Source organism: Bifidobacterium sp. wkB344 (genome assembly GCF_003688305.1).
In the GTDB taxonomy this organism is placed as follows: Bacteria; Actinomycetota; Actinomycetes; order Actinomycetales; family Bifidobacteriaceae; genus Bombiscardovia; species Bombiscardovia mizhiensis.
Genome location: NZ_NPOQ01000024.1, coordinates 99,549 through 120,646, shown reverse-complemented (window position 1 = coordinate 120,646; position 21,098 = coordinate 99,549). Strand labels below are relative to the sequence as shown.

11 protein-coding genes are annotated in these 21,098 nt (G+C 57.1%); 1 reads left to right on the top strand and 10 read right to left on the bottom strand.

Annotated elements, in window-relative coordinates; translation table 11 throughout:
* Positions 1 to 24: 24 nt before the first annotated feature.
* From CI601_RS07270 to gtfA, 5 genes are all read right to left on the bottom strand, one after another.
* Positions 25 to 3,741 (bottom strand): family 43 glycosylhydrolase, encoded by a 3,717-nt coding sequence (locus CI601_RS07270; RefSeq protein WP_259465352.1) that lies wholly within the window; start codon positions 3,739 to 3,741, stop codon positions 25 to 27.
* A 26-nt stretch (positions 3,742 to 3,767) separates the two neighbouring features.
* Positions 3,768 to 6,953, bottom strand: a complete 3,186-nt coding sequence (locus tag CI601_RS07265; RefSeq protein ID WP_121914897.1) for an immunoglobulin-like domain-containing protein — start codon at positions 6,951 to 6,953, stop codon at positions 3,768 to 3,770.
* Between the two features lie 145 nt (positions 6,954 to 7,098).
* Positions 7,099 to 10,077 carry an Ig-like domain-containing protein gene (locus CI601_RS07260; protein ID WP_259465351.1) on the bottom strand — a complete coding sequence of 993 codons (2,979 nt, stop codon included), beginning with the start codon at positions 10,075 to 10,077 and terminating at the stop codon, positions 7,099 to 7,101.
* A 408-nt stretch (positions 10,078 to 10,485) separates the two neighbouring features.
* The gene (gene ilvC / locus CI601_RS07255) at positions 10,486 to 11,535 is read right to left on the bottom strand and encodes a ketol-acid reductoisomerase (protein WP_121914896.1); all 1,050 of its coding nucleotides are present in this window, start codon (positions 11,533 to 11,535) and stop codon (positions 10,486 to 10,488) included.
* A gap of 753 nt (positions 11,536 to 12,288) precedes the next feature.
* The gene (gene gtfA / locus CI601_RS07245; RefSeq protein WP_121914894.1) at positions 12,289 to 13,869 is read right to left on the bottom strand and encodes a sucrose phosphorylase; all 1,581 of its coding nucleotides are present in this window, start codon (positions 13,867 to 13,869) and stop codon (positions 12,289 to 12,291) included.
* A gap of 166 nt (positions 13,870 to 14,035) precedes the next feature.
* Between gtfA and CI601_RS07240 the strand changes: the two genes are divergently transcribed.
* On the top strand, positions 14,036 to 15,067 hold the full coding sequence (locus tag CI601_RS07240) for a LacI family DNA-binding transcriptional regulator (RefSeq protein WP_183129802.1): 1,032 nt from the start codon (positions 14,036 to 14,038) through the stop codon (positions 15,065 to 15,067).
* Here CI601_RS07240 and CI601_RS07235 read toward each other — a convergent pair.
* From CI601_RS07235 to CI601_RS07215, 5 genes are all read right to left on the bottom strand, one after another.
* Positions 15,048 to 16,232 carry a glycoside hydrolase family 1 protein gene (locus CI601_RS07235; protein WP_121914892.1) on the bottom strand — a complete coding sequence of 395 codons (1,185 nt, stop codon included), beginning with the start codon at positions 16,230 to 16,232 and terminating at the stop codon, positions 15,048 to 15,050. The genes CI601_RS07240 and CI601_RS07235 overlap by 20 nt on opposite strands.
* A 41-nt stretch (positions 16,233 to 16,273) precedes the next feature.
* On the bottom strand, positions 16,274 to 17,155 hold the full coding sequence (locus CI601_RS07230; RefSeq protein WP_181414967.1) for a carbohydrate ABC transporter permease: 882 nt from the start codon (positions 17,153 to 17,155) through the stop codon (positions 16,274 to 16,276).
* 9 nt (positions 17,156 to 17,164) lie between these two features.
* Entirely contained in the window at positions 17,165 to 18,067 is a 903-nt protein-coding gene (locus CI601_RS07225) for a carbohydrate ABC transporter permease (protein WP_121914891.1), read from the bottom strand.
* A gap of 49 nt (positions 18,068 to 18,116) precedes the next feature.
* On the bottom strand, positions 18,117 to 19,403 hold the full coding sequence (locus CI601_RS07220) for an extracellular solute-binding protein (RefSeq protein WP_121914890.1): 1,287 nt from the start codon (positions 19,401 to 19,403) through the stop codon (positions 18,117 to 18,119).
* A 167-nt stretch (positions 19,404 to 19,570) separates the two neighbouring features.
* The gene (locus CI601_RS07215) at positions 19,571 to 20,920 is read right to left on the bottom strand and encodes an MFS transporter (RefSeq protein ID WP_181414968.1); all 1,350 of its coding nucleotides are present in this window, start codon (positions 20,918 to 20,920) and stop codon (positions 19,571 to 19,573) included.
* Positions 20,921 to 21,098 lie beyond the last annotated feature (178 nt).

Sequence of the window (21,098 nt, the reverse complement as noted above, 5' to 3'; positions counted from 1 at the left end):
GGCGCCATCAGGCCAAGCCCAAGCCTAGGCCAACGACGATGGCTTCGACCTTCTGACCGGAATGGCCACCATCAAGGCCAGCGAGACCATAAGCAAGGCCGCCAGGCTCACTGCAGCGACATCCGCTCCGGTGGAGGACAAACCGCCGCTCCCGACTGATGCATCATGGCCAGGGTCGTGACGACCATTTCCGCTGACACCGGCAGAGATCAGACTGGTGCCTTGTCCCAGACTGCCGCCTTGCGTTCCATTTCCGCCCGGTCCGCTGAGGGGAACCAGGGCCTTGATAGCCTCCTGAAGACCTTTCAGCGCCTGATCAACTGCCGCCTGGTCGGCATTGGGATCGTCATAGACAGCCTGTGCCTGCATTCGAGCCGCAGTGAAAGCCAGCCAGGACCCGGACTCGTATTTGCCCTGGTCCAGACCATCGGCCTTCTTCAAGGCAGCAGAAAGACCGGATTTGTCGACTTTGACCGAGGAATTAACCACCTTGACCCGGACTTTCACATCAGGGTGGGCGAGCTCTTCATTCGCATCCATGTCCAGCACGGGCAGACCATCTGCTGCCCAATGGACTCGGCGCACGAAAGTATCCCGCCCGGAATAGTTGCGGTAGCCATCCGTCCTGTTGGCGTATGCGTGGAAGACGTAGATCTGATTGCCGTCCTCGTCCTCGCTCCACATGCCATGGCCCGTGCCCAGCTGCCACTTTCCGTTGAAAATGCCGGAGTTCTGGATGGGGTAGTTCAGATTGCTCCAACTGGCTGGATTGGTCAGGTCGGTATTGCCCGACCCGTCGGCCACAGCCATGCCGGTGGTGTAGGTCTTGCCGACCGAGGAACCGGAATACATGAGATAGAGCTTGCCCTGGTGCAGGGTTACATTGGGCCCCTCGGCGATTGTGGCGTTCCAAGCATAATCAGGAGCGACAATCCTCACCGGGTCGGTGGTGACATGAGCAGGGTCGGCAGGATTCATCCTGGCCAAATAGGTGGCCCCCAGCTGCTGCCAGACGTAATAGGATTGTCCCTTCTGATCCTGGAAGTAGCTCATATCCAAGGACATGCCGACACTTCCATCAGCGGCAAGGGCCAGAGGGCGCCCGTCGGAACGAGTCACGGCTCGCGGCCGCTCCCAGTTGGAAGCGACGGTCGGGTCGAGATCATGACCTCCGGCATCCTGCTTGAGCTGCATATAAACCGCCTTGCCATTGGTCCACTGGTTTCCGTATCCAGCCATGAACAGGACTGTCAGCCTGCCATTGATCTCGTGAATCTCAGGCGCCCAGAAGCTGTGCATGATCGGCTGCCCCTCTGCATCGGGATCCCCCGCCTTAAGGATGATATGCTCCTTGGCGTTGTACCCGTTGGCATCAATCAACCCGGAATCCTGGCCAGGGGTGTCAGCCAGATCGGCAATGGCATCGGCCATCCGCAGAGGCATATGGGGACTGCCATGCTGCCAGGTGCAGTCTCCTTCAATGTCATTGGTGGCGATCATGAGGTACTTGGTGTCCACCCGTTCGTGGCCGTCCACCTGCCGCTTCCACTGCCACTTGTAGATGGAGGGATCAGCGCGCTCCTCGGCGAAAGGAACCTTGTAGGAGGTCTGGCCGATGGTGCCGGCGACCTCATATTCCCCGACTTTGTCCAAGTCAAGATGCGAGGTATCCCAGTCTCTGATGGGCAGCGAACCCGTGGAACCGTCGGAATAGGTCAGTCGAGCGGTTTTCGGCAGCTTCAATCCGTCAGCCGAACTCCCTTTGGTCACGGTGATGTCCTTGAAACCATCCACGCCGGTGTTGGTCAGACGGCCGAATCGGGTTTGCAGGGCCTTGACACGGTCCTGGTCAATGACCATGGACGAACCGTGGCGATAGTCATCAATACCTTGAACCTCTGACGCCGGTTGACTGCCGCCGACCGTGGCGAACCGCCCGACATGGACAGGCCCATGCACGGAATCCTTGTCCTTGAGCTCAGCAAAGCTGGTGTACTTGGGCACTCCGTTGTCGTCATACCACCCGATCATGGTGGTCTTGGATGCCGTATCGTAGACCCCATAGGGGCTGTTGACCCCGTTGGTTTCGCCCAGGTCAATCAGACCTGCGGAGTTCGGGCTCTCCTCATAGGCAAGCAAGTCAGCGGACCGGGCAAAGAGCAGGCGGCCAGGACTGTCCGGCACATCCGACCCCCGATTGGTGCGCACGGAGAGGATTCCGTAGGACCCATCCCCCATCATGAAAATCGAGGGATCCTTCAGGCTGCGCGCGTAGTCCCTGGTATTCTGGTTGACGGGCTGCGAGGCGTAACCCAGCGGGAAGAAAATGCCATAGTTGCCGTTGTAGGGCTGGTACCGCCCCGAGGCTTCGTCCTTGAGGGCCAGATGCATGCTGTGCGCGATATCGCCGTTGTTGGCTGTATCCGCCGAGGTCGCATTACGGTCGTAGGCAAGGAGGGTGCTGGCCTTCGACTTGGGAAGAACTTTCACCTCGAAGTCTTTGACAATGGGGTCGGCAATTCCTGCAGCGGTGATTCTGGCAGTGATCCGTCCAGAGACAGGCTTGTCGCCAGCTATGGAGACCAGGCCCCCGTCATGGATGGAGATGCCGGAAGCGGCCTGCAGCTGCAGCGTCGTATGATCCGGAGCCCCAGGAAGCTTGGTGCCCGAGGCGATCAGGGGCGGAATGACGTAACCGTCAGCCGCCTCCTGCAACCTCTCGGCCTTGGTCTTCGTACTCGGTTTTACAGTGATGCGGTAGCTCTTGCTGCCGGTCAATCCACGCACTGTGGTGGTAGCCGTCATGGTTACCGTTTGATCCTGAGCGCCGGAGGGCGGCTGGTTGACCATACCTGTATCAGTGATGATCGAAGGATCCGATGAGGACCAGGTTACCGTGCCTCCTGCTGTGGGAAGTGCCAGGTAGTCGCCGTCCACGCTCTGGTCATGAAAGTCCAGGGCATCGATGCGTCCGTCCACCAGTTCGCTCCTGTGGATGTTGGCGTCGACAGTGCTGATGCTCTTGACCTGTCCAGCGTCCAGAGCCCTGCCGTAGACGCGGAAGTTGGCCACCTGGCCCTTGAAATTCACATCCTTCCAAGGCGAGTGGCCGATGGTGTTGAGGCTCTGGTCGCCAATGTCGGCAGTGGTGACGGGAACCTTGCCAGAGGCGACCTCCTCGCCATCGACATAGAGCCTGGCCATGCCGTCCGACCCGTCCAAGGTGGCCGTCACCGACATCCACTGGTCGGCCCGGACCGCGCAGGAGCCCGACTGGACCAGATGCTCGATCCCCTTCGCCTTGATGCCCACCAGGGGCTGGCGTCCGAAGGCGCAGTTGAGGGAACTGAACAGGTATTCCTGGTTGGAGGCGTTGCCGATGTTCCACATGAAGTGGAAGCTCTTGAGCATGTCGGGATCCGCCTTGACCTCCATCTGGACGGTAGCGGAGGACTTGTCTGAAAGCAGATCCGCAGGCAGCCGAACCCAGCTGCCCCCTCCGCTCCAGTCCCCACCGGAAAGAACCAGGGATTGATCCTTCCACAGATCGTCTCCCGGGTTCTGCACCTGGGCCTCGCCAAAGGCGCTGCCAGGGGCGGTATTGGCGACCGTGTGCCCGTCCGATGGCTTGCTGGCGAAGGAGTACTCGGCCAGCAAATCGTCGGTGGGCAGGCTCTCAACAGCGCTTGCTGCTGCAGGGATGAAAGCCAACCCGGCCAAGGCGGTCGGAATCGCCATCATCCAGGCGATCATTCTTCCACATCGTTTCACTTCCGCTCATCTCCATCCATGGCTGATGCCGACCCCTGTCGACGGACGAAGAACCTGCAGACGGCAATGAGAACCAGACCCAGGCTTGCTGCCAGCAGGAGGCCTGGAACCTTCGACAGGTCCACACCTGTGGCGGAAAGGGAGGGACGGGCCTGTGCCTGCGGGTTCGCATTGCCGGAAGAATTGCCGGATGAATTGCCGGCTGATGAATGCCCCGGCTTCTGGCTGTTGTCCTTGTCGGGTGCAGGCTGGGCGCTGCGAATCTGGGTCAGTTTAACCTTGTAGGTCCTTGTGGTGGCCTTATCGGCTGCTGTGACCGTGATCGTCAGCATCCTCTCAGCTGATCCAGAAGAATCCAAGGTCAAGGCGACAGTAGCCTGATCGTCCTTGGCGAGAGCGGCGATGTCGGCTTCAGTCAGTCCAGGCAGGTCGGCGAGCGCCAGCGTGGCAGTACCCGCCAAGGCCTGCGCCAGATTCACTGGTTGGCCGGCCACGGTCAAAGACTTGAGGCTGGCGTCATTGGAGAGGACCTTGACCGTGACCTCCACGGGCATCCGAGAAGCATCCGCGGCGATGCCGCTTACTCGGAAGGTTCCGGGGTGGCTGTAGGCGGACGGATCCACGGCATCCCAAGCCACCTTCACCTGCTCCTTGCTTCCGTCAGCCTTGGTCAGCTCCACCTGGGCAGGAAGATTCGGCGTGGGATCCTGACCGACCTTCGTCTCTACAGACATGGCCGGAACCGAGGCGACCGCCACATGGGGCGCATAGGCCTCCAGGACCTTCTGATACTGAGCCCTGGTCACTGGCAGGACAGTGCCGTGCCGTGGTTTGCCGCCGTCCGTATTGGTCGGGAAGTTGGCCTCGGGCATCTTGTCGCCGATCACCTTCCACTGATCGGCCTTGGATATATTGTTCGTGGCCATCGGCACATAGTGGTTGGGACCACCGTGGTAATTGGGCTGATCCGCAAAGAGGTAGTACTGGTATCCGTTGACATCCCCATCGTTCGCCCGGAAAAGGGATGGGCCTTCGCCGGCGCTGAAAGTACCGCCGTAGCCGTTGGCCTGTCCGCCGCCGATGCGCTCCCCGACCAGAGACCAGCCGTTGGCGTCACCGGATGCGGCAGTGGGATAGGATCCGGCAACCTTGGCCAGAAGGTCCTTGGACTTCTCCTGACGCAGGGTCATGGTCTTCTCATCCTTGTAGACGCGATAGTAGGTGCCATCCTTCTTCTGCACGGTGGCATCGATGGATCCCGAGCCGGGCTGACCCCTGCGGTCTACGTCAATCCAGACCTGGGGCTTGGAGAAGTTGATGAAATCGTCAGTGGTGACATACATCATCCGGTTGTAGGTCAGCGCGGTCCTTTCAGCCGGATCAGTGCCCGGATACAGGTTGGAGGCCCAATAGACCACGTACTTGCCGATCTCGGCATCGTAATAGGCCTCAGGCGCCCAGGTGTTCCCGGCATAGTCGGTGCTCACCTTGACATGCCGCTCCTGGGACCAGTGGGTCAGATCATCCGACTCCCAGATCTCAATGTATTTGGATCCGTTGGCCTGGGCACCCATGAAACCGCTCAGCCCTCCGGGTGCATTGGGACGTCCGGATATCTTCAGATCGGTGGCCAGCATGTAGAACTTGTCACCATCCTTGGACCTCATGATGAAGGGATCACGAAGTCCCTGCTCGCCCTTGCTGGAGGTGAAGAGAGGCGAACCGTTGTTCAGCGTGTTCCAGTCCAAGGCATTGTTGCCCTTGGACGCAGCCAGGCTGATCTTCTCGCCGCCGACGCCCTCGCCGGTGAAGAATGCCCAGACATAGGCCTGATCCTTGGAGTTGTCGGCAGGCATGGGCTGCACCTTAAGGGTGAACTCCTTGACCAGCCTGCTGTCGCCATGCCTGACCTCCAAGCTCAGGACCACGGTTGCAGCCGGCTTGCCAGCGGCGGGACGGTTGATCTTCACAGTCTTGGAAGAGCCGTTGACGCCATCGACGATCACCGCACCGACCGTTCCCGGATCCTTGACGGACCAGGTGAAGGAGGAACCATGCTCCCCGACCGTAGGTATGGAAACATTGGTTCGCACATCGTCGGCATTCTCGATGCCCACGGCATCCAGATCAGCCTGCGCCTGCTCCTGATCACTCGGAAGATGGGGAACCAAAACCTGATAGGCCTTGGTGCGAGTGACCCCGTTCAGGCTGAAAGTGGCCGTCAGCGTCACCTGCGCATCCGGCTGCCCGGGAGCAGGCCTGTTGACAGTGACCGTCCCATCATCGGCCACGACCAGGGCCGTTGAAGAGGATGCCCAGTCCAGATGCACGCCCGAGAGATCCGTGGGAAGGGTGAAGTTCTCACTCGCCTGAGCAGGGACCGCTACCGTCGGCATGACCTTCTCCAAGGCCTGGCTGGTATAGAGCCCCTTGACCCCAGCGGAATCCATGGCCTGATCGTAGATGGCGTAATCATCGACCTCGATCCTGCTCTTGGGATCGGGATAGGAGGATTTGCCCAGGTAGGCGACCAGATCCCCGTAATTGCCGAGGCCACCTTGGGGTATGGAGTAGGAGGAAGAACCCAGCGGAGCGCCATTGAGATAGGAGCTCATCGTTCCTGTGGAGCCGCTGATGACTGTGGTGTATAGAGCCATGTCGTCAGTGGATTTGGAGCCGGATGAGGGAGCCCCGGTGGATCCCGGACCCACTTCGGTGCCCCATGGGGACTGGTTGGGCTGATTGGCGGTCGCCGTGGTCATTACCGCCTTGACCCGCCCCGCAGGGTTGGATGGGTTGAGCAGGAAATACCCTTTGGCGGTATCTGCGTTCCCTATGTAGGCCGCTGAAGTATTCATGGAGCCGGAATCATTCTTCAGCCAGATCGAAACGGTAAGGTCCTGCTTATCCTTCAAGGCACCGGTGGGAATGACCACGTCCTGGGTGCCTGTCAACACGAGGCGGCCATCCTTGACGGAAGCATCGCCTTCCAGAGTGGCGTCACTGTGACCGTCAGAGCCCTCGTTGGCTATGGTCCGGCCGCTGGGGGCAGCGTCGAAGGAATAATGGATTAGCGGTTTCTCCGTCTCCTCACCCGATGCGGCAAGGGGCAGCAACGACCCCGATGCCAGTGTTACACACCCTAGGAGCAGCCCCAGGGCCCTCTTTCCATGTCCGTTCATTAACGGGCCTCTTCCTGTGTAATGCCACCACATCATTGCGGTGGCTCTTGAACGCTCCCGGAACAGCTGGCTCCAGGAGCCTCTTGTCTTGGACTGCCAATGCCGGCCGTCCCTCGAAAACCCATAGGGACAGCCGGTCTAGCAGTCAGTGCCTGGATGCCGACCTATACCCGGCCGATCGCAACCAGCAGATTGCCAGGACTGCGCATGCGAGCGCAGCCAAGGCAATGACGCCAACAGATGCACCTGTTTGAGAAAGCCCTGGCTCTGGTGAAACCGACCCAGCACCACCTGCCTTGACTTGTTCAATGGGCGATGTCTGGGAGAGGTGGGTGTCGGATGGGCCAGGCCCGCCACTGTCTGCAGCCTTGGCGACCAGCCCGGTCACCTTGGTCGAGGATGGCTTGACCAGTTTGTCGGTGTACCCCTGATAATCGATCCTGATCTCTCCGGAAACCTCATCCGGCACGATCAGCGTCGCCTTCCCATCGGCATCCAGTTGCACATCGGTCGTCCAAAACTGACTCAGCCGCGATGCCGGGCTTTGCGTGATACTCACGGTGCCAGCCACATCGCCCTGGTCTTCGGCCTTGACGGTCACGCTCAGCTTGCGGCTGTCCGGGGCATAATCAGCCTGGGTCGTAGAGGCGACCGGTTCCAGATGTGAGGGATTGGCCGTGGTGTACCGATGCATGGCTTCCAGAACATTCCGAGGCACAGCCACGAAAGCCCCATGCCTCTTCGGGGTGGGCATGCCATCATCCGTGACATACCCGGTGACGCCCTTGCCGGGCTTCTTCTGAGTAAACCATCCCGGCGTCTGCGAAAGCCTGTGGGACCAGTCTGTTTTGCTCAGATCCGTCTTGCTGGTCATGAAGGGTTGATAACCCCCCGAATCAGCCATGATGACCATGGCGTCACCGGCTTCGTTCTGGTTGACGTCATCCTTGTTCAGAGCTATGGATTCCGGCCCCTCAAAGGGAAGCAGCCGCTGGTCGAGCAACCGCCAGGTGCTGGTCTCATCAGCATCGGGATCCGAGCTGGACGTGGTGCAGGTCAGGCACTTCGACCGTTCCAGGAAGGTGGACTTGCCATCCACTACGTAGGATCCTGCGGCACCGTTCTCCTCGTTTTTGGTCATTCGGTAGTAGTAGCTGCCGATTTTGAAAACCGTGGAGTCAATGCGCGAGTATCCGGTGTCCTGCCAGTCCTTGGCCGGAGTGAAGGTCTTGAAGTCCCTGGTGATGGCATAGCGAACGATGTTGTACGGGGAACCCTTCTTCCCGTTGATGGCCGTCGAGCGTGAGCCGTCGGTATAGGCCCTTGAGGAGAAGAAGACCACATAGGCGTTCAGCGCGTCATCCCAGAATGCCTCAGGAGCCCAGGTCATCCCCTGGTTGGGGGAGTTGACGACGATGCCTGCATCCGAACCGTCCTCGGCGTTGGTCCGCGTCCAATTGACCATGTCCTTGGATTTCCAGGCTTCGATCTTCAACGAGCCGTATTGCTGGTTCTGACCCCAGCCCTGGCGTGAGACCTTCAAATCGGTGGCGATCATATAGTATTCGTCGCCATCATGCGAGCGCAGCACATATGGATCGCGCAGGCCGGTGGTGTCCGTCTTGGAAGTGATGACCGGGTCGCCATTGTTGATGGGGCTGAAGGAGAAGAAGTCATTGCGCTCGGTGGAGGTCGCCGATTCATACAGAGCCTCGCCGATCTTTCCTCCGGTCTTGTCCGCGTCAGAGAGAAAAGTGACCGAGGCGTACCCGACATTCGGCGCAGACCGTGGCTTTTCCTTGACCACGACATCGACGCTGCGCGATACGGTGCGCCCGTTACCCACCTTGGCGGTGGCCGTCAGACTGACCTTCTTGGAATCGCCCTGCCCATAAGAGGGTCGGGTGACGATTCCGGCGCCCCGATAGGGGTCGGCTGCACCATTGGCTGGTGCCTGGTAATTACTGTCTGTCGGACTGATGCGACCAGGATCGGAAGAGGTCCAGGTGACGTCAGCATCATGTCGGGGTCCCTTGGCCAGCAAGGGCAGGTTCCCCGTCGCCTGGAACGGGATCCCGGCGATCAGAGCATCCACATCATCTTGGGCGGCCGTTTCCGGATCCAAGGGTTTGACGGTTACGTCGACTGAACTGACCAGTCCACCAGCCCGGCTGGTGGCGGTAATGGTGCTGGTTCCAGCCTTCACAGCCTTGACCTTGCCCTTGGCATCGACCGTGGCTACAGAGGGATTGGACGAGGCCCAGCTCACCTCCTGGCTGATGGCATTCTCAGGCGTGATTGTTGCGGTCAGCTGCCGCTCATCGTTCTCCGTCAAGGCCAGGGATCCGTTCACCAGGCCGGTTCCGGTCACGGTTATCCCAGTCGGCATGACCAGATCGGCCCCCTTGTAGATCTTCAGGTCATCAATAGCGCCATTCCAATAGGCATCGCCCTGATAGAAGGATTTGCCGATGTAGGTGGTGGAGCCCCCCAGATCGGAGAGCTTGATGCCCGTCTTGGTCTTGATTCCCACCAACTTATTGTCCCTGAGCAGGGCCATGGAATCATCCTTGATGATGATTCGGAAGTCATGCCATATTCCGTCATTGTTGTCCAGCTGCTCCTTGAAGGAGGGCTCATTGTGCCAGCCGTTGTCCGCAACAGCCAATTTGGCGCTGGTTTTGCTCAGATAGAAGAAAAGGTAATGCGAAGCATCCTTGCCGATAGCCAGCGAGAAGTAATTGCCGTCGTCGGCATGCCTCGACTTGGCAGCGAAGTCGATGGTCGCCTCGTTGCCTATTGATCCGAAGATCTCCGAAGGCAGCTGAGCATATTGAACGTTTTTTGCAGCATCCGACTGGCCATTCTGCAGATTCAGCGCCTCGTTCCCGTTTCGGTCTCCGAAGGCCCCGATGGATGCCCCGCCGTGAAGGGTCATGGCATAGCCATTGACCGAATCCGACAAGTTTCCCTGGCTGAAGTCATAGGAGGCAACCGGGGTCAGTGATCCGGCTTCCTGCCCTTTTACGTCGGGTCGCTCAAGGGCGTATGCCGTACCTCCTGCGAAGGACAGCAACATCGGCAGGGTCACCATGACCGACACCAATGTTTTCATTGTTTTCATGCGCTCCACCACCTTTGGCTCATCGGGATATCGCAATCCCGCCTGCAGTGTCATGCCGACTGCTGGCTTGGCTTCGATGACTGCCCTTGAGTCCACACGACAAGTATTCATAGATGGGTCATGACTCAGGATTGATCATCACATCAGCACCTATGCCAAAATCCATTCTGACATCCGCGATTAGCCGCTGTCCCTGAAAAGAATAACGATTCAATAACAATAGATTCTCAGTATGAGCAAGTACGAACAGCAGGCATTCCACTACCGTACGGATCGACGAACCATGCAGCTCGGGCTCGACGCTGAACCCCGATGCCTCAAATAAAAAAAGCCGCAGACCAGATTCATATCGAATGCTGGTCTGCGGCGATGTCAGGAAAATGGCAGCTGATGCTCAGAACCTAGAGGTCACTGCACCTGGGAGCGGGCGATCTTGCCGGTGAAGGACTGGGCCTCGTCGGCATCCTTGACGTCCTTGTTCCAGGAGAACATGGCGCGCAGCTTGGGGCCGACCTCCTCGATCTTCTCGTGGGAGAACTTCTCCTGAAGCTCCTTGAACTTGGGGGCGCCGGCATCCTGGTCATCAATGAACTCCTTGGCGAAGGAGCCGTCCTGAATGCGCTGCAGCTGGTGACGCATCCTGTCCTTGGTGGACTCATCCACCACGGTGGAGGTGAAATCGCCGTACTGGGCGGTGTCGGAGCAGGACCAGCGGGCCTTGTTCAGACCACCCTCGTTCATCAGGTCGACCAGCATCTTGAGCTCGTGGCAGACCTCGAAGTAGGCGATCTCGGGCTGGTAGCCAGCCTCGGTCAGCACCTCGAAGCCAGCCTCGACCAGGTGGTTGACACCACCCATGAGCACATCCTGCTCACCGAAGAGGTCGGTCTCGGTCTCTTCCTTGAAGGTGGTCTTGATGGCGCCGGCGCGCAGGGCGCCCAGAGCCTTGGCGTAGGCCAGGGTGATGTCCCAGGCGTCGCCGCGGGGATCCTGCTCCACGGCCACGACCACGGGCACGCCACGGCCAGCGACATACTCACGACGGACGATATGGCCCGGGCCCTTGGGGGCCACCATGAAGACCGGGTGGTCGGCGCTGGGCTTGATGTAGCCGTAATGGATGTTGAACCCGTGGGCGAAGGCGACGGCCGCACCCTCCTTGATGTTGGGCTCGATGTCGTCCCGCCAGATGTTGCGCTGGTACTGGTCGGGGGCCAGGATCATGACGATGTCGGCCTCCTTAGTGGCCTCGGGCACGGTCTTGACCTCCAGACCCTGCTCCTTGGCGAAGGGCACCGACTTGGAGTTGGCGCGCAGGCCGACCACAACGTCCACACCGGAATCACGCAGGTTCAGCGCATGAGCATGTCCCTGAGAACCGTAGCCGATGATGGCCACCTTCTTGCCATCCAGAACCGAAAGGTCCCCATCCTTCTCATACCAGATCTGTGCTGCCATTATCTACACTCCTTTATGTGCGGTTACAACCGCTTCACGCATAATTGTTCTACGACTTGATTCCAGTCAGTGGATGCTATTCATCGATCCCAACGCAGGATTTTGTCCGTCTGCCGAAATCGAACTGCCTGATGCACCTTCTGTGCATTCAACCATACTCGTGACATGGCTGACATAAGTTCCACGACTCATTGTTCGGACGAAAAGCGGCTATCAGCCGCTCCGATACGCGTCATCTCCTTTCCGACAATCAATTGGTCAACATTCACGACACGAACAGGTATGGCCTCATCAGCTAACTTGAATCTCGCCATCGGCAGGATGTTGAATCTTATTGTCGGAAAATCGCGATTACGGATCCTGCCTACGCTGACAGGATCCGAGTCTGCGTCGAATCAGCTCATCAGCGAAGACGAGCTAATAATTCGTAGCAATACCAAGAAGCAATTGAACTGTGCAGTCATCGCTGAAAGCCTCCTCTCCATTTGTTTCGCATCAATCAGCTCCCCGCAGGAGCCAAGTACTGGCACCATATCGCCATTACAGAGCGGAGCGCCGGACGGGTTCACAATATGGACTATTCACTTTCGCTTGCGAGCAATTGGACAAAATGACGCACAATTTTCCGCACTACTTTTGACCATCAAGCAACTCCGGACCAGCTGGGAATACGCCTACCTTGAAGCCGCTCTGACATAACGTGACGAAAAATCAATCTCAGCCCCCCCCATGCCAGGAAAAGGGCTAAAAGGATTACTCGCCCAGATCTGTCAACAAATCACGACATAGGTGCGAACCCTGAGCATCCGACCAGACCAAGGTGGCGAGAGAGGGATCGTCGCCTGACGATTGGGGGTTGACACTTCTGCCGTTTTTCCCTACTGTCTCCGTCCGGTCACGCAGAGCCGGGAAGGTGCCGACAGCGGCGGATGGGCAGAAGATCAGTTCAGCCTTACTGGTCTTCCCCTGCCAGACAAGATGAAGCACGCTACGCGCCGCATCGATTTGATAAGAGAATGTGCCATTGAAGGCATCCAGCTTATTGCGCAATCGACAGAGAGCGTTCAAGGAGCGAACGACCGGCCTAGTCAGATTCCGCTTAATCTCCTCTTCGGTGTAATAGTGCCTATTGATATCTCGTCCATTGCGGGTTCTCGCTAGCAGATCCATGTCATTGGCGCCGGCCAGCGCCCCGACATAATAAACCTGAGGCACCCCCGGAAGGAAGAGCTGAACGGCTCTTGCAGCCAGGTAGGCCCTGTCATGGCAAGCCAATGCCGAGTAATAGGTCGTATTGATTTGATACAGGTCCAGGTTGCTGGCAGCAGCTCCAGTAGCAGCTTCCGATTGGCCGTGAGTGTTACAGTGAATTATCCGGACCAGTTGGTCCACGGCCGCATCATCCACGAGCCCTTTCAGGGAACGGTCCATCTGGTCAGCGCCGATATCTATCACTCCGATCCCATCATGGGTGTCCAGGACAGTGACCGCATTGATTGGTCTGACCTCGATCCAATGGACCAGTGCCGCGATATCTCCGGTGAAGATCGAATGCAGCAGCAGAGGCGGCAGGGCGAAATCGTAAACCCTGTCGACTTTAGAGGCTATATCAATCTGCTTGCGATAATTGGAGTGGACCTCAATCAAAGTCTCCAAACCCCGAGTGGCAGCTTCCTGCTTGATACGAGTGATGAGGTTGAAAGTCTTGGGCGTCATAAAACAACTGGTGCCCGCCTGCTTGGCTCCGTATCCGACGGCGTCCAAACGGATGTAGCTGACATTGCTGGCCGCCAAACGATCAAGTATAGATGTCAGATACGCCCATCCCTGGGACGAATCGGTATCGATGTCAACTTGCTGTGGAGTAAAAGTAGTCCAGACCAGCCGGGTTTCACCTGCCCAGGTATAGTGGGTGAAAGGCAGGCCCGGGCGCGGCCGATATATGCGTGCCAGATCTTCTTCGTCAGCCCCATCAGGAAAGACTGAAGACATGGTCAAGAACATCGAATAATACGGGCTCGCCTTCCCCTTGGCCATGACCTCCCGGAACTGCTCGGACTTCGAGGACATGTGATTGACAATAGCGTCAACCATAATTTTGTGCGATCGGCTCAGCTCCGCTATATCGTCCCAAGTGCCTAGCCTTGGATCCACCTGACGATGGTCAATGGGATCGAAGCCTGCATCAGTACCATCGTAGGGGGTGAAAAAGGGCAGGATGTGGACTCCCTGATACACGCCGTCAAAATACGTACGCAACACTCTGGTCAAGGAGGCCAGGGTATCGCCTCCAAACCTGTTTGCATATGTAATGAGTTGAACCTTGTTGTCCATCCGTCCTCCTGAGCTCGGCAACCAACAGTGTTACCTAATCGTTTAGATAAGCCTAATATAGTATGCAGTGAGTACTTTGCATCTCTGCTCCGGAAACGATCGTTGATTCTGGGACGAAGGTGGAAATAATATGCTTGCCATTTTCGCTCGGACTACTGGAGGATTCATGAGCAGACAAGCCACAATCAAGGATGTGGCTCGGGAAGCGGGCGTGTCGACCTTCACAGTATCCAAAGCCCTGCGTAATCAGCCTCATGTCGCCCCTGAAACCCGCAAAAGGGTGTTGAGGGCTGCGGCCAGGCTCAATTACTCAGCGTCGAAATCAGCTGCCGCACTGGTCAGTGGAAAGACCAAAAGAGTCGCCCTGCTGATAGGAGAACAGATAACCGGTTGGTTCAATGGGAACATTCAGGAAGGCGTCTATGATGTGCTGAGCACCCATGGCTACGATCTGCTCATCTACCGAGCCGGAACAAGTGAGGAGCGCGCCGCTTTCTTCAGGAATCTTCCCGCCAAGCGCAACGCCGATGCCATTATCGTGGTCTCTTTCACTCTGGCGCAAAAGGAGACCAAGGCCCTTCAAGAATTGGACATGCCCATCGTCGCGATCCACTCAGGTGCCACATCGTTCAGTCAGGGATCCATCCGTATAGACGATTGCGAATCCGAAATTGAAGCAGTGCAACACTTGGCATCACTGGGCCATACAAGGTTCTGCTTTCTCGACAGATTCAACCCTTTGCCTGAGTACTCCTGGGGCGCCAACCAGCGCATTATCGGTTACAAGAAAGCCATCGACCGCTACCACTTGGTAGACTGCGGAGTACTCACCATGGATCCGGACAGGGAGCATCCTGCCAGGACAGCAGCGGATCGGATCGCCTCCATGACACCAGCCCCCACGGCCATCTGCGCCTGGTCTGACGATTGCGCCTTGGCTCTTCTGTCTGAACTGCGCCAGGCTGAGATCAGGGTGCCCGACGTCGTCTCGATCATGGGATTCGACTCCTCGGATGTGGCCGCTCTGGCCGGCTTGTCTTCAGTAGCCCAGCCGGCCAGAGACATAGGAGCCGAGGCCGCCAGAAAGGCCCTGCAGCTCATCAACGGCTCACCCTTAACCGAACCGCACACACAGGTCAAGACTCATATCATCGACAGAGCCACCACCGGTCCGGCTCCTAGGGACGAGGGACGTTGAGCATACCTGTCCTGGCGACCTGACCCAGCCAAGTCAAAGAAGGCTTGGGAGTTCGCTTGAATGTCTTGCGGTCCACGCTGATAAGACCAAATGTTGGATCGTATGAACCCCACTCATAGTTGTCGAGCAATGACCAGTGAAGATAACCCAAAACATCAATCCCCAGGTCCATGGCTTTCTTGAGACCCAAAAGAGCATCGTGAGTGTAGTCGATCCTGCGGGCATCACTATCAGTGGCCAGACCATTCTCAGTCACGAAGACCGGAACGCCGCCAGTCAGATTCCAGGCAGTCTGCACGCCAATGCCTAAGGCGGGAGGAAAGTATTCCCACCCGTTCTTAGTCTTTTCAGCTTCTGCAGGGACCGGCAGCGGTCCATGTTTGCCGATGAATGTACGCAGATAGGCCTGCACACCGACCCAGTCATCTCCGGCCGCATGCTCGAAGAAGAAAGTCTCGCGCCAATAGGCGTAATCGCTCGTTTCCTGCTCACAGCCCGGCATGGCGTGAAAGGCCTGAGCAGCAACTGACCAGCCCACACGTTTGGATTTGTCCTGTCTGAGCAGAGCAGAAGCCTGAAGATGGGCCTGCAGAATGATACGCGCTATCTTCTCGCTCGGCTCCGGAAGGGAGGAAGCGGCCATATCCTCTCCGGTCTCCCCTCCCTGAGTCATGGCCACCATGTTGGGCTCATTGATAGTGCAGATCCAGGTGACTCCATCCAAGATCGGAAGAACAAAACGAACGTAACGAACAAATAGGTCCGGCGCGGAGGGATTGCTCCAACCACCCTTGGCAGCAAACCACCTTGGAACGGTGAAGTGGTGAAGGGTCACCATGGGCTCCACGCCATGCGCCCTGCAAGATTCGATCATCCGGGCATAGTGCATCAGCTCAGCTTGGGAGAAGCAACCCTCCTCCGGCTCAATCCGAGCCCACTCAATGGAGAATCGGTACATCTGCAAACCCGAATTTGCCAATAGTGATATATCTTCATCATACCGATGGTAGCTATCGCAGGCATCTCCTGACGGCTCTTTGATGTCAGTCCCATCAGCATGCTCGCGAACCCACCAATTACTGTTGATATTGTTTCCCTCGACCTGATGAGCGGCCGTGGAAGCCCCCCAGATAAAGTCATCTGGAAATTGCAAGGCACCTGTCATAGGCTGCTTCCCTCTCTGTATCTGTAACTGGTAATTGATGTTTACTTGATGCCGCTCATGGTCACACCTTGTATGAAGTATTTCTGAAGGAAGACGAACAGCAGCAGGATAGGCGTGACCACAAGGACGGCTCCAGCCAGCAGAACACTGTAGTTGGTCGCATTTTGCCCCGTGGAATACAGAGACAGAGCAACGGGCAAGGTGTACATTTTGTTGGACTGGGCAGCAACCAAGGGCCATAGGAAGTTGTTCCAAGAAGATAGGAAAGTCAAGACGGCAAGCGTGGCCAAAGGCGGCTTGCACTGCGGCAAAACTATCTGGAAGAAGATCCGCAACTCACCCGCTCCGTCTATCCGACCAGCTTCCAAGAGGGCATCAGGGATACTCTGCATGAACTGACGCATCAGGAACACACCAATGGGTTGAGTCAGGAAAGGCAGAATGAGCGCGAAATAGCTATTGAGCATATGCAGGTTCGAAATGATCACGAACAAAGGTATAAAAGTAGCGACACTTGGTACCATCAGCGTAACCATGACCAGCAGGAAGAGCACGTTCTTGCCTGCGAAGTCGATCTTCGCCAGCGCATACCCGACCATGGAGCAAAAGACCAGGTTACCCAGCATCGTCACCACGGCCACTACAAGACTGTTAATAAAATAGTTGCCGAAATGAAGCTGAGTAAACCACTGCGTGAAATTGCCCAGGGTTGGGTTTTTAGGCAAGAGTGTAGGCGGTACTGCCATAATTTCACGCTGAGTCTTGAGCGACCCCAGAACCATCCAGAAGAAGGGAAAGACCCAGATTATGCCGACCAGAGAAAGAACTACATAGGTAATGCCATGGGCCTTTCGAAATCTCGTCCATAGACTCGGTTTGTTCTCTGATATTTCCGGCGACATCGTTACTGCAGCGGTTGACATATTCCCCTCCTAATCCTCAGACTTGAGAATTCTGAACTGGAGCAGACTCACCAAGGCGATGATGGCGAAGAGCACATAGCTTGCCGCCGACGACATACCATACTGCCCGAATCCAAACTTTTCATAGATGTAATAGGAAGCCGAAAGGGTTGAATCCAAAGGACCTCCCTGGGTCATGACAAAGGATTCTTCAAAGAACTGCAGGTAAAGCACCGATTGCAGGACGGCGCCAAGAAGAAGAGTGGGCCGGAGCAGAGGAAGGGTGATGCTGCGAAACTTGCGCCATTCCGATGCGCCATCCATCTCTGCGGCTTCGAGAACCTCTTCAGGTATGGCCTGCAGACCAGCTAAAAAGATGATCATCAGGGTGCCCATGTTCCGCCATAGGGTCATGACCATCAAGGCCGGCAGGGCCGTCCTGGTATCATGCAGCCAGTCAGGGCCCTGGACTCCGATAATTGCAAGAAGGGTGTTTAGCAGACCATCTTTTTGCAGGATGTAGCGCCACACCACTGAGACTGCCACAGTGCTTGCAACCACGGGAGCATAGAACAAGGCACGGAAGAAAGCGTTGACATGCTTGAGCCCCTTATTGAGCGCAACTGCGAAGGCTAGGGCAACAACCATGGTCAGCGGAAGCCCGACAACCACGAATATGCCTGTAGTCCCTAGGGAATGCAAATACCTGGGGTCCCGGAACAACTTAAAGTAATTGCTCAGCCCCATGAAGTTGACGTTAAAGGGTGTTTGGATATCCCTGGCAGTGATGTCAGTAAACGACATCACCAGCGAAGTAGCCAAAGGAATCAGCATAAATATAGCAAAGACAATCACGAACGGCAGCGAGAACCCCCAGGCGACCAGAGTCCTTCTGCGGCGAGCGAGTCTCATCGACGACCCGCTCACCTTCATGGATCGTCTTCGTTCTGCACGGATACGCGACGAAGAATTCATAGCAGAGCTACATTCCTGTCCCTATGGAGTCAGCCTGTTGCTGCAACTCCTTAAGACCATCCTCGACGGATACGGTTCCCCTGTTCATTTTCTCATAGATGGTATCTGCGGTTTTGCCCATCTCGCCCCATGTGAAGGTGACTGGCATGGAGTGAACATGCTTGAGCTGCTCTTCGAATGCCTGCAGCTTGGCATTACCTGCAAGTTCCTTGTCTTTCCATGCTTTGCCTGAGGCGGGAAGATCGGCAGTAGCCTTATACCAATCAACCTGGGTCTGCGGCTGTGCAAACCACTGGATGAACTTCCAGGCTGACTGCTTGTTCTTCGATGTTTTGAAAACCGCCCAATTGCAACCCCCGACAAAAGAGGTTGACGACTTCTTGGCAGGCACCACAGCAGTGGCGTACTTGTCTGCGAAGCCTGGCCCGCCAAGCTCCTCAATCTGACCAGCAGCCGTTGGGCCCTCGATCATCATCGGTGTTGCACCTGAGACGAACTGTTGCATGTTGGAACCTGGGGTAACATCAGCATTCACATCCGCTAGCCCATCCTTGAAAAGGCTGGTCGTGTACTTCAGAGCGTCTTTCAACTCGGGAGTGTCGAAGGTATAAGCCTTATTGTCCTTGCTGACAAACTGGGCCCCATCCGAGAAGGCAAAAGGCGACATGCCTTGGAAGCTGTCAGTCCCTGTAGGGAACATGAAGAATCCGTACTTCACTCCATCGGCCTTCTTCAAATCGCTGGACATAGCCTTGAGCTCATCCCAGCTCTTTGGGGCATGATCCCAGCCTGCCTGTTTGGCAATGTCGGTACGGTAATACAGCACTCGGGTGTCAACATACATGGGCACTCCAAGCTGAGTCTTGCCGACCTTGCCACTGGCCTTAAGCCCGGCATTCAGATCGCTCATGTCAAGGTCAGCCGGCACCGCGGACAATGCTTTTGAGTAGGTAGCCATGTCAGTGTTGCCCATCATGGCTACATCCGGACCAGTACCTGCTGCTATGGCCGTTTGGAACTTGTCCTTGTAACTGGACCAAGGAATGGAAGTGACGGATATCTTTACATCGGGATTCTGCTGCTCGAACTTCTTTACGAAGCTGTTCATCTTCTCACCCTCGTTGCCCATGGCCCAAATGGTCAATTGACCACTGGCCTTGGAGTCACCGATATGAGATACTGCCGTGTTGTCCTTTTCTGCTCCAGAATCAGCTGTACGGCCACATGCAGCCAAGGAAACCATAGCAGCAATGCTCGTTATTCCGGCTACCACCATCGTCAACCGCGATCTCATCTGAACCTCCTTGCTCAGGTAGCTAAACGCTTAGATAGCTTGTTCAGTATAAACGATTAGGCATTACTATGTCAATCAAGACCAGGGTGGATCGCAGAAAAGATGGCGGCCTCTTAAGGCCGCCATCTTGTTGAGATTCCCATGAATCTTACAGGAGAAAACGAAAACTACTTGGTGAAGTCCACATCCTTGGTTTCGTGGCAGGTCAGCACTGCCACCAGGCAGCAGACCGCCATAACGGCCAGGTAGAGCCCGACCGAGCGCACTCCCCAATGGGAGGAGAGCCAGGTAGCGATGGTAGGCACGAAGGCCGCGCCCACGATGGCCGCCAAGTTATAACCGATACCGGAACCCGAGTAGCGCACGTTGGCGTCAAAGAGCTCCGGCAGGAAAGCGCCGATGGGCCCGAAGGCAATGCCCATCAGGGCGAACCCGACGCAGAGGAAGACCATGACCTGGAAGGTGTTGTGATGGGCCATGAGCAGGTAGGGGAAGACCAGGCTGAAGACCACCAGCATGACGGAGCTGCCGATCAGCACCCGGCGACGGCCGATGCGGTCCGCATAGACGCAAGCCAGCACGATGAAAAGGGCGAAGACCAGGATGGAGACCATGAGCATGAGCAAGTACTCCTGGTTGGTGAAGCCCAGTCCGCCGCCGCCCTGGGATTTGGGCTTGGTACCGTAGGCCAGGGACCAAGTAGCCAGGGTATAGAAGAGGGTGTAGGTGACCGCGACCAGGAAGGTGGCCTGGAGCACCTGGCGCCAGCTCTTGCGGAAGACCTCCAACAGCGGGGTCTTGACGACCTTCTGCTGATCCAGGGCCATCTGGAAGATAGGGGTCTCCTGCATGGAGACGCGCACGGCCAGTCCTACGACCACCAGGATGGCGGAGAGCAGGAAGGGCACACGCCAGCCCCAGCTCAGCATCTGCTCGGGGGTGCAGAACATCTCCAACAGGAAGTAGGTCCCATTGGCCAGGAAGAAGCCGATGGGGGCGCCCAGCTCAGGGAAGGAGCCGTAGAGCGCCCTCTTGCCCTCCGGGGCGTTCTCGGTGGCCACCAAGGCCGCGCCAGACCACTCGCCGCCCAGGCCGATACCTTGCACGAACCGGCAGAGGCAGAGGACCACCACAGCCCAGAGTCCCCATGTGGCATAGGTGGGCAGGACGCCGATCAGAACTGTGGAACAGCCCATGGTCAGCAGCGAGACCACGAGCGTGGTCTTGCGTCCCTGACGGTCCCCGAAGTGTCCGAAGATCAAGGATCCCAGTGGCCGCGCAATGAAAGCGATGGCGAAGGTCAGCAGGGAGGCCAGGAGGGCCACAGTCGGATCTGTCTTCGGGAAGAAAAGCTTGGGGAAATAGTTGGCCGAAGCCGTCCCGTAAGCGTAGAAATCGTAGAACTCGATGGCCGTGCCGACCATGGAGGCCCCGATGACTGTGCGGACCGAGCTACGAGAGACTGCTGGTCTACTCGCCGCGCTCGGACTCTCCACTTCGTTTGTGTGTTTCTCCATCACCATCATCTCTTTCTCTCCAGCCGATTTCTTTAACTGTCTAACCGGCATTTATGAAAAGATCCCGACATGAGCAGGATCCGGTGAGATGAAGTTGATCTACTTAGCGGCCCTGCCTTCCGGCGGGGTCGCGCAATCCGAAGATCGACGAATCAGTCCGCCTGCGAAGACGGGCTAA

Coding starts and splice junctions, on each gene's coding strand:
- CI601_RS07270 (WP_259465352.1), bottom strand. CDS start 3,741: ATGATGGCGATTCCGACCGCCTTGGCCGGGTTGGCTTTCATCCCTGCA.
- CI601_RS07265 (WP_121914897.1), bottom strand. CDS start 6,953: ATGAACGGACATGGAAAGAGGGCCCTGGGGCTGCTCCTAGGGTGTGTA.
- CI601_RS07260 (WP_259465351.1), bottom strand. CDS start 10,077: ATGAAAACAATGAAAACATTGGTGTCGGTCATGGTGACCCTGCCGATG.
- ilvC (WP_121914896.1), bottom strand. CDS start 11,535: ATGGCAGCACAGATCTGGTATGAGAAGGATGGGGACCTTTCGGTTCTG.
- gtfA (WP_121914894.1), bottom strand. CDS start 13,869: ATGGACAACAAGGTTCAACTCATTACATATGCAAACAGGTTTGGAGGC.
- CI601_RS07240 (WP_183129802.1), top strand. CDS start 14,036: ATGAGCAGACAAGCCACAATCAAGGATGTGGCTCGGGAAGCGGGCGTG.
- CI601_RS07235 (WP_121914892.1), bottom strand. CDS start 16,232: ATGACAGGTGCCTTGCAATTTCCAGATGACTTTATCTGGGGGGCTTCC.
- CI601_RS07230 (WP_181414967.1), bottom strand. CDS start 17,155: ATGTCAACCGCTGCAGTAACGATGTCGCCGGAAATATCAGAGAACAAA.
- CI601_RS07225 (WP_121914891.1), bottom strand. CDS start 18,067: ATGAAGGTGAGCGGGTCGTCGATGAGACTCGCTCGCCGCAGAAGGACT.
- CI601_RS07220 (WP_121914890.1), bottom strand. CDS start 19,403: ATGAGATCGCGGTTGACGATGGTGGTAGCCGGAATAACGAGCATTGCT.
- CI601_RS07215 (WP_181414968.1), bottom strand. CDS start 20,920: ATGGAGAAACACACAAACGAAGTGGAGAGTCCGAGCGCGGCGAGTAGA.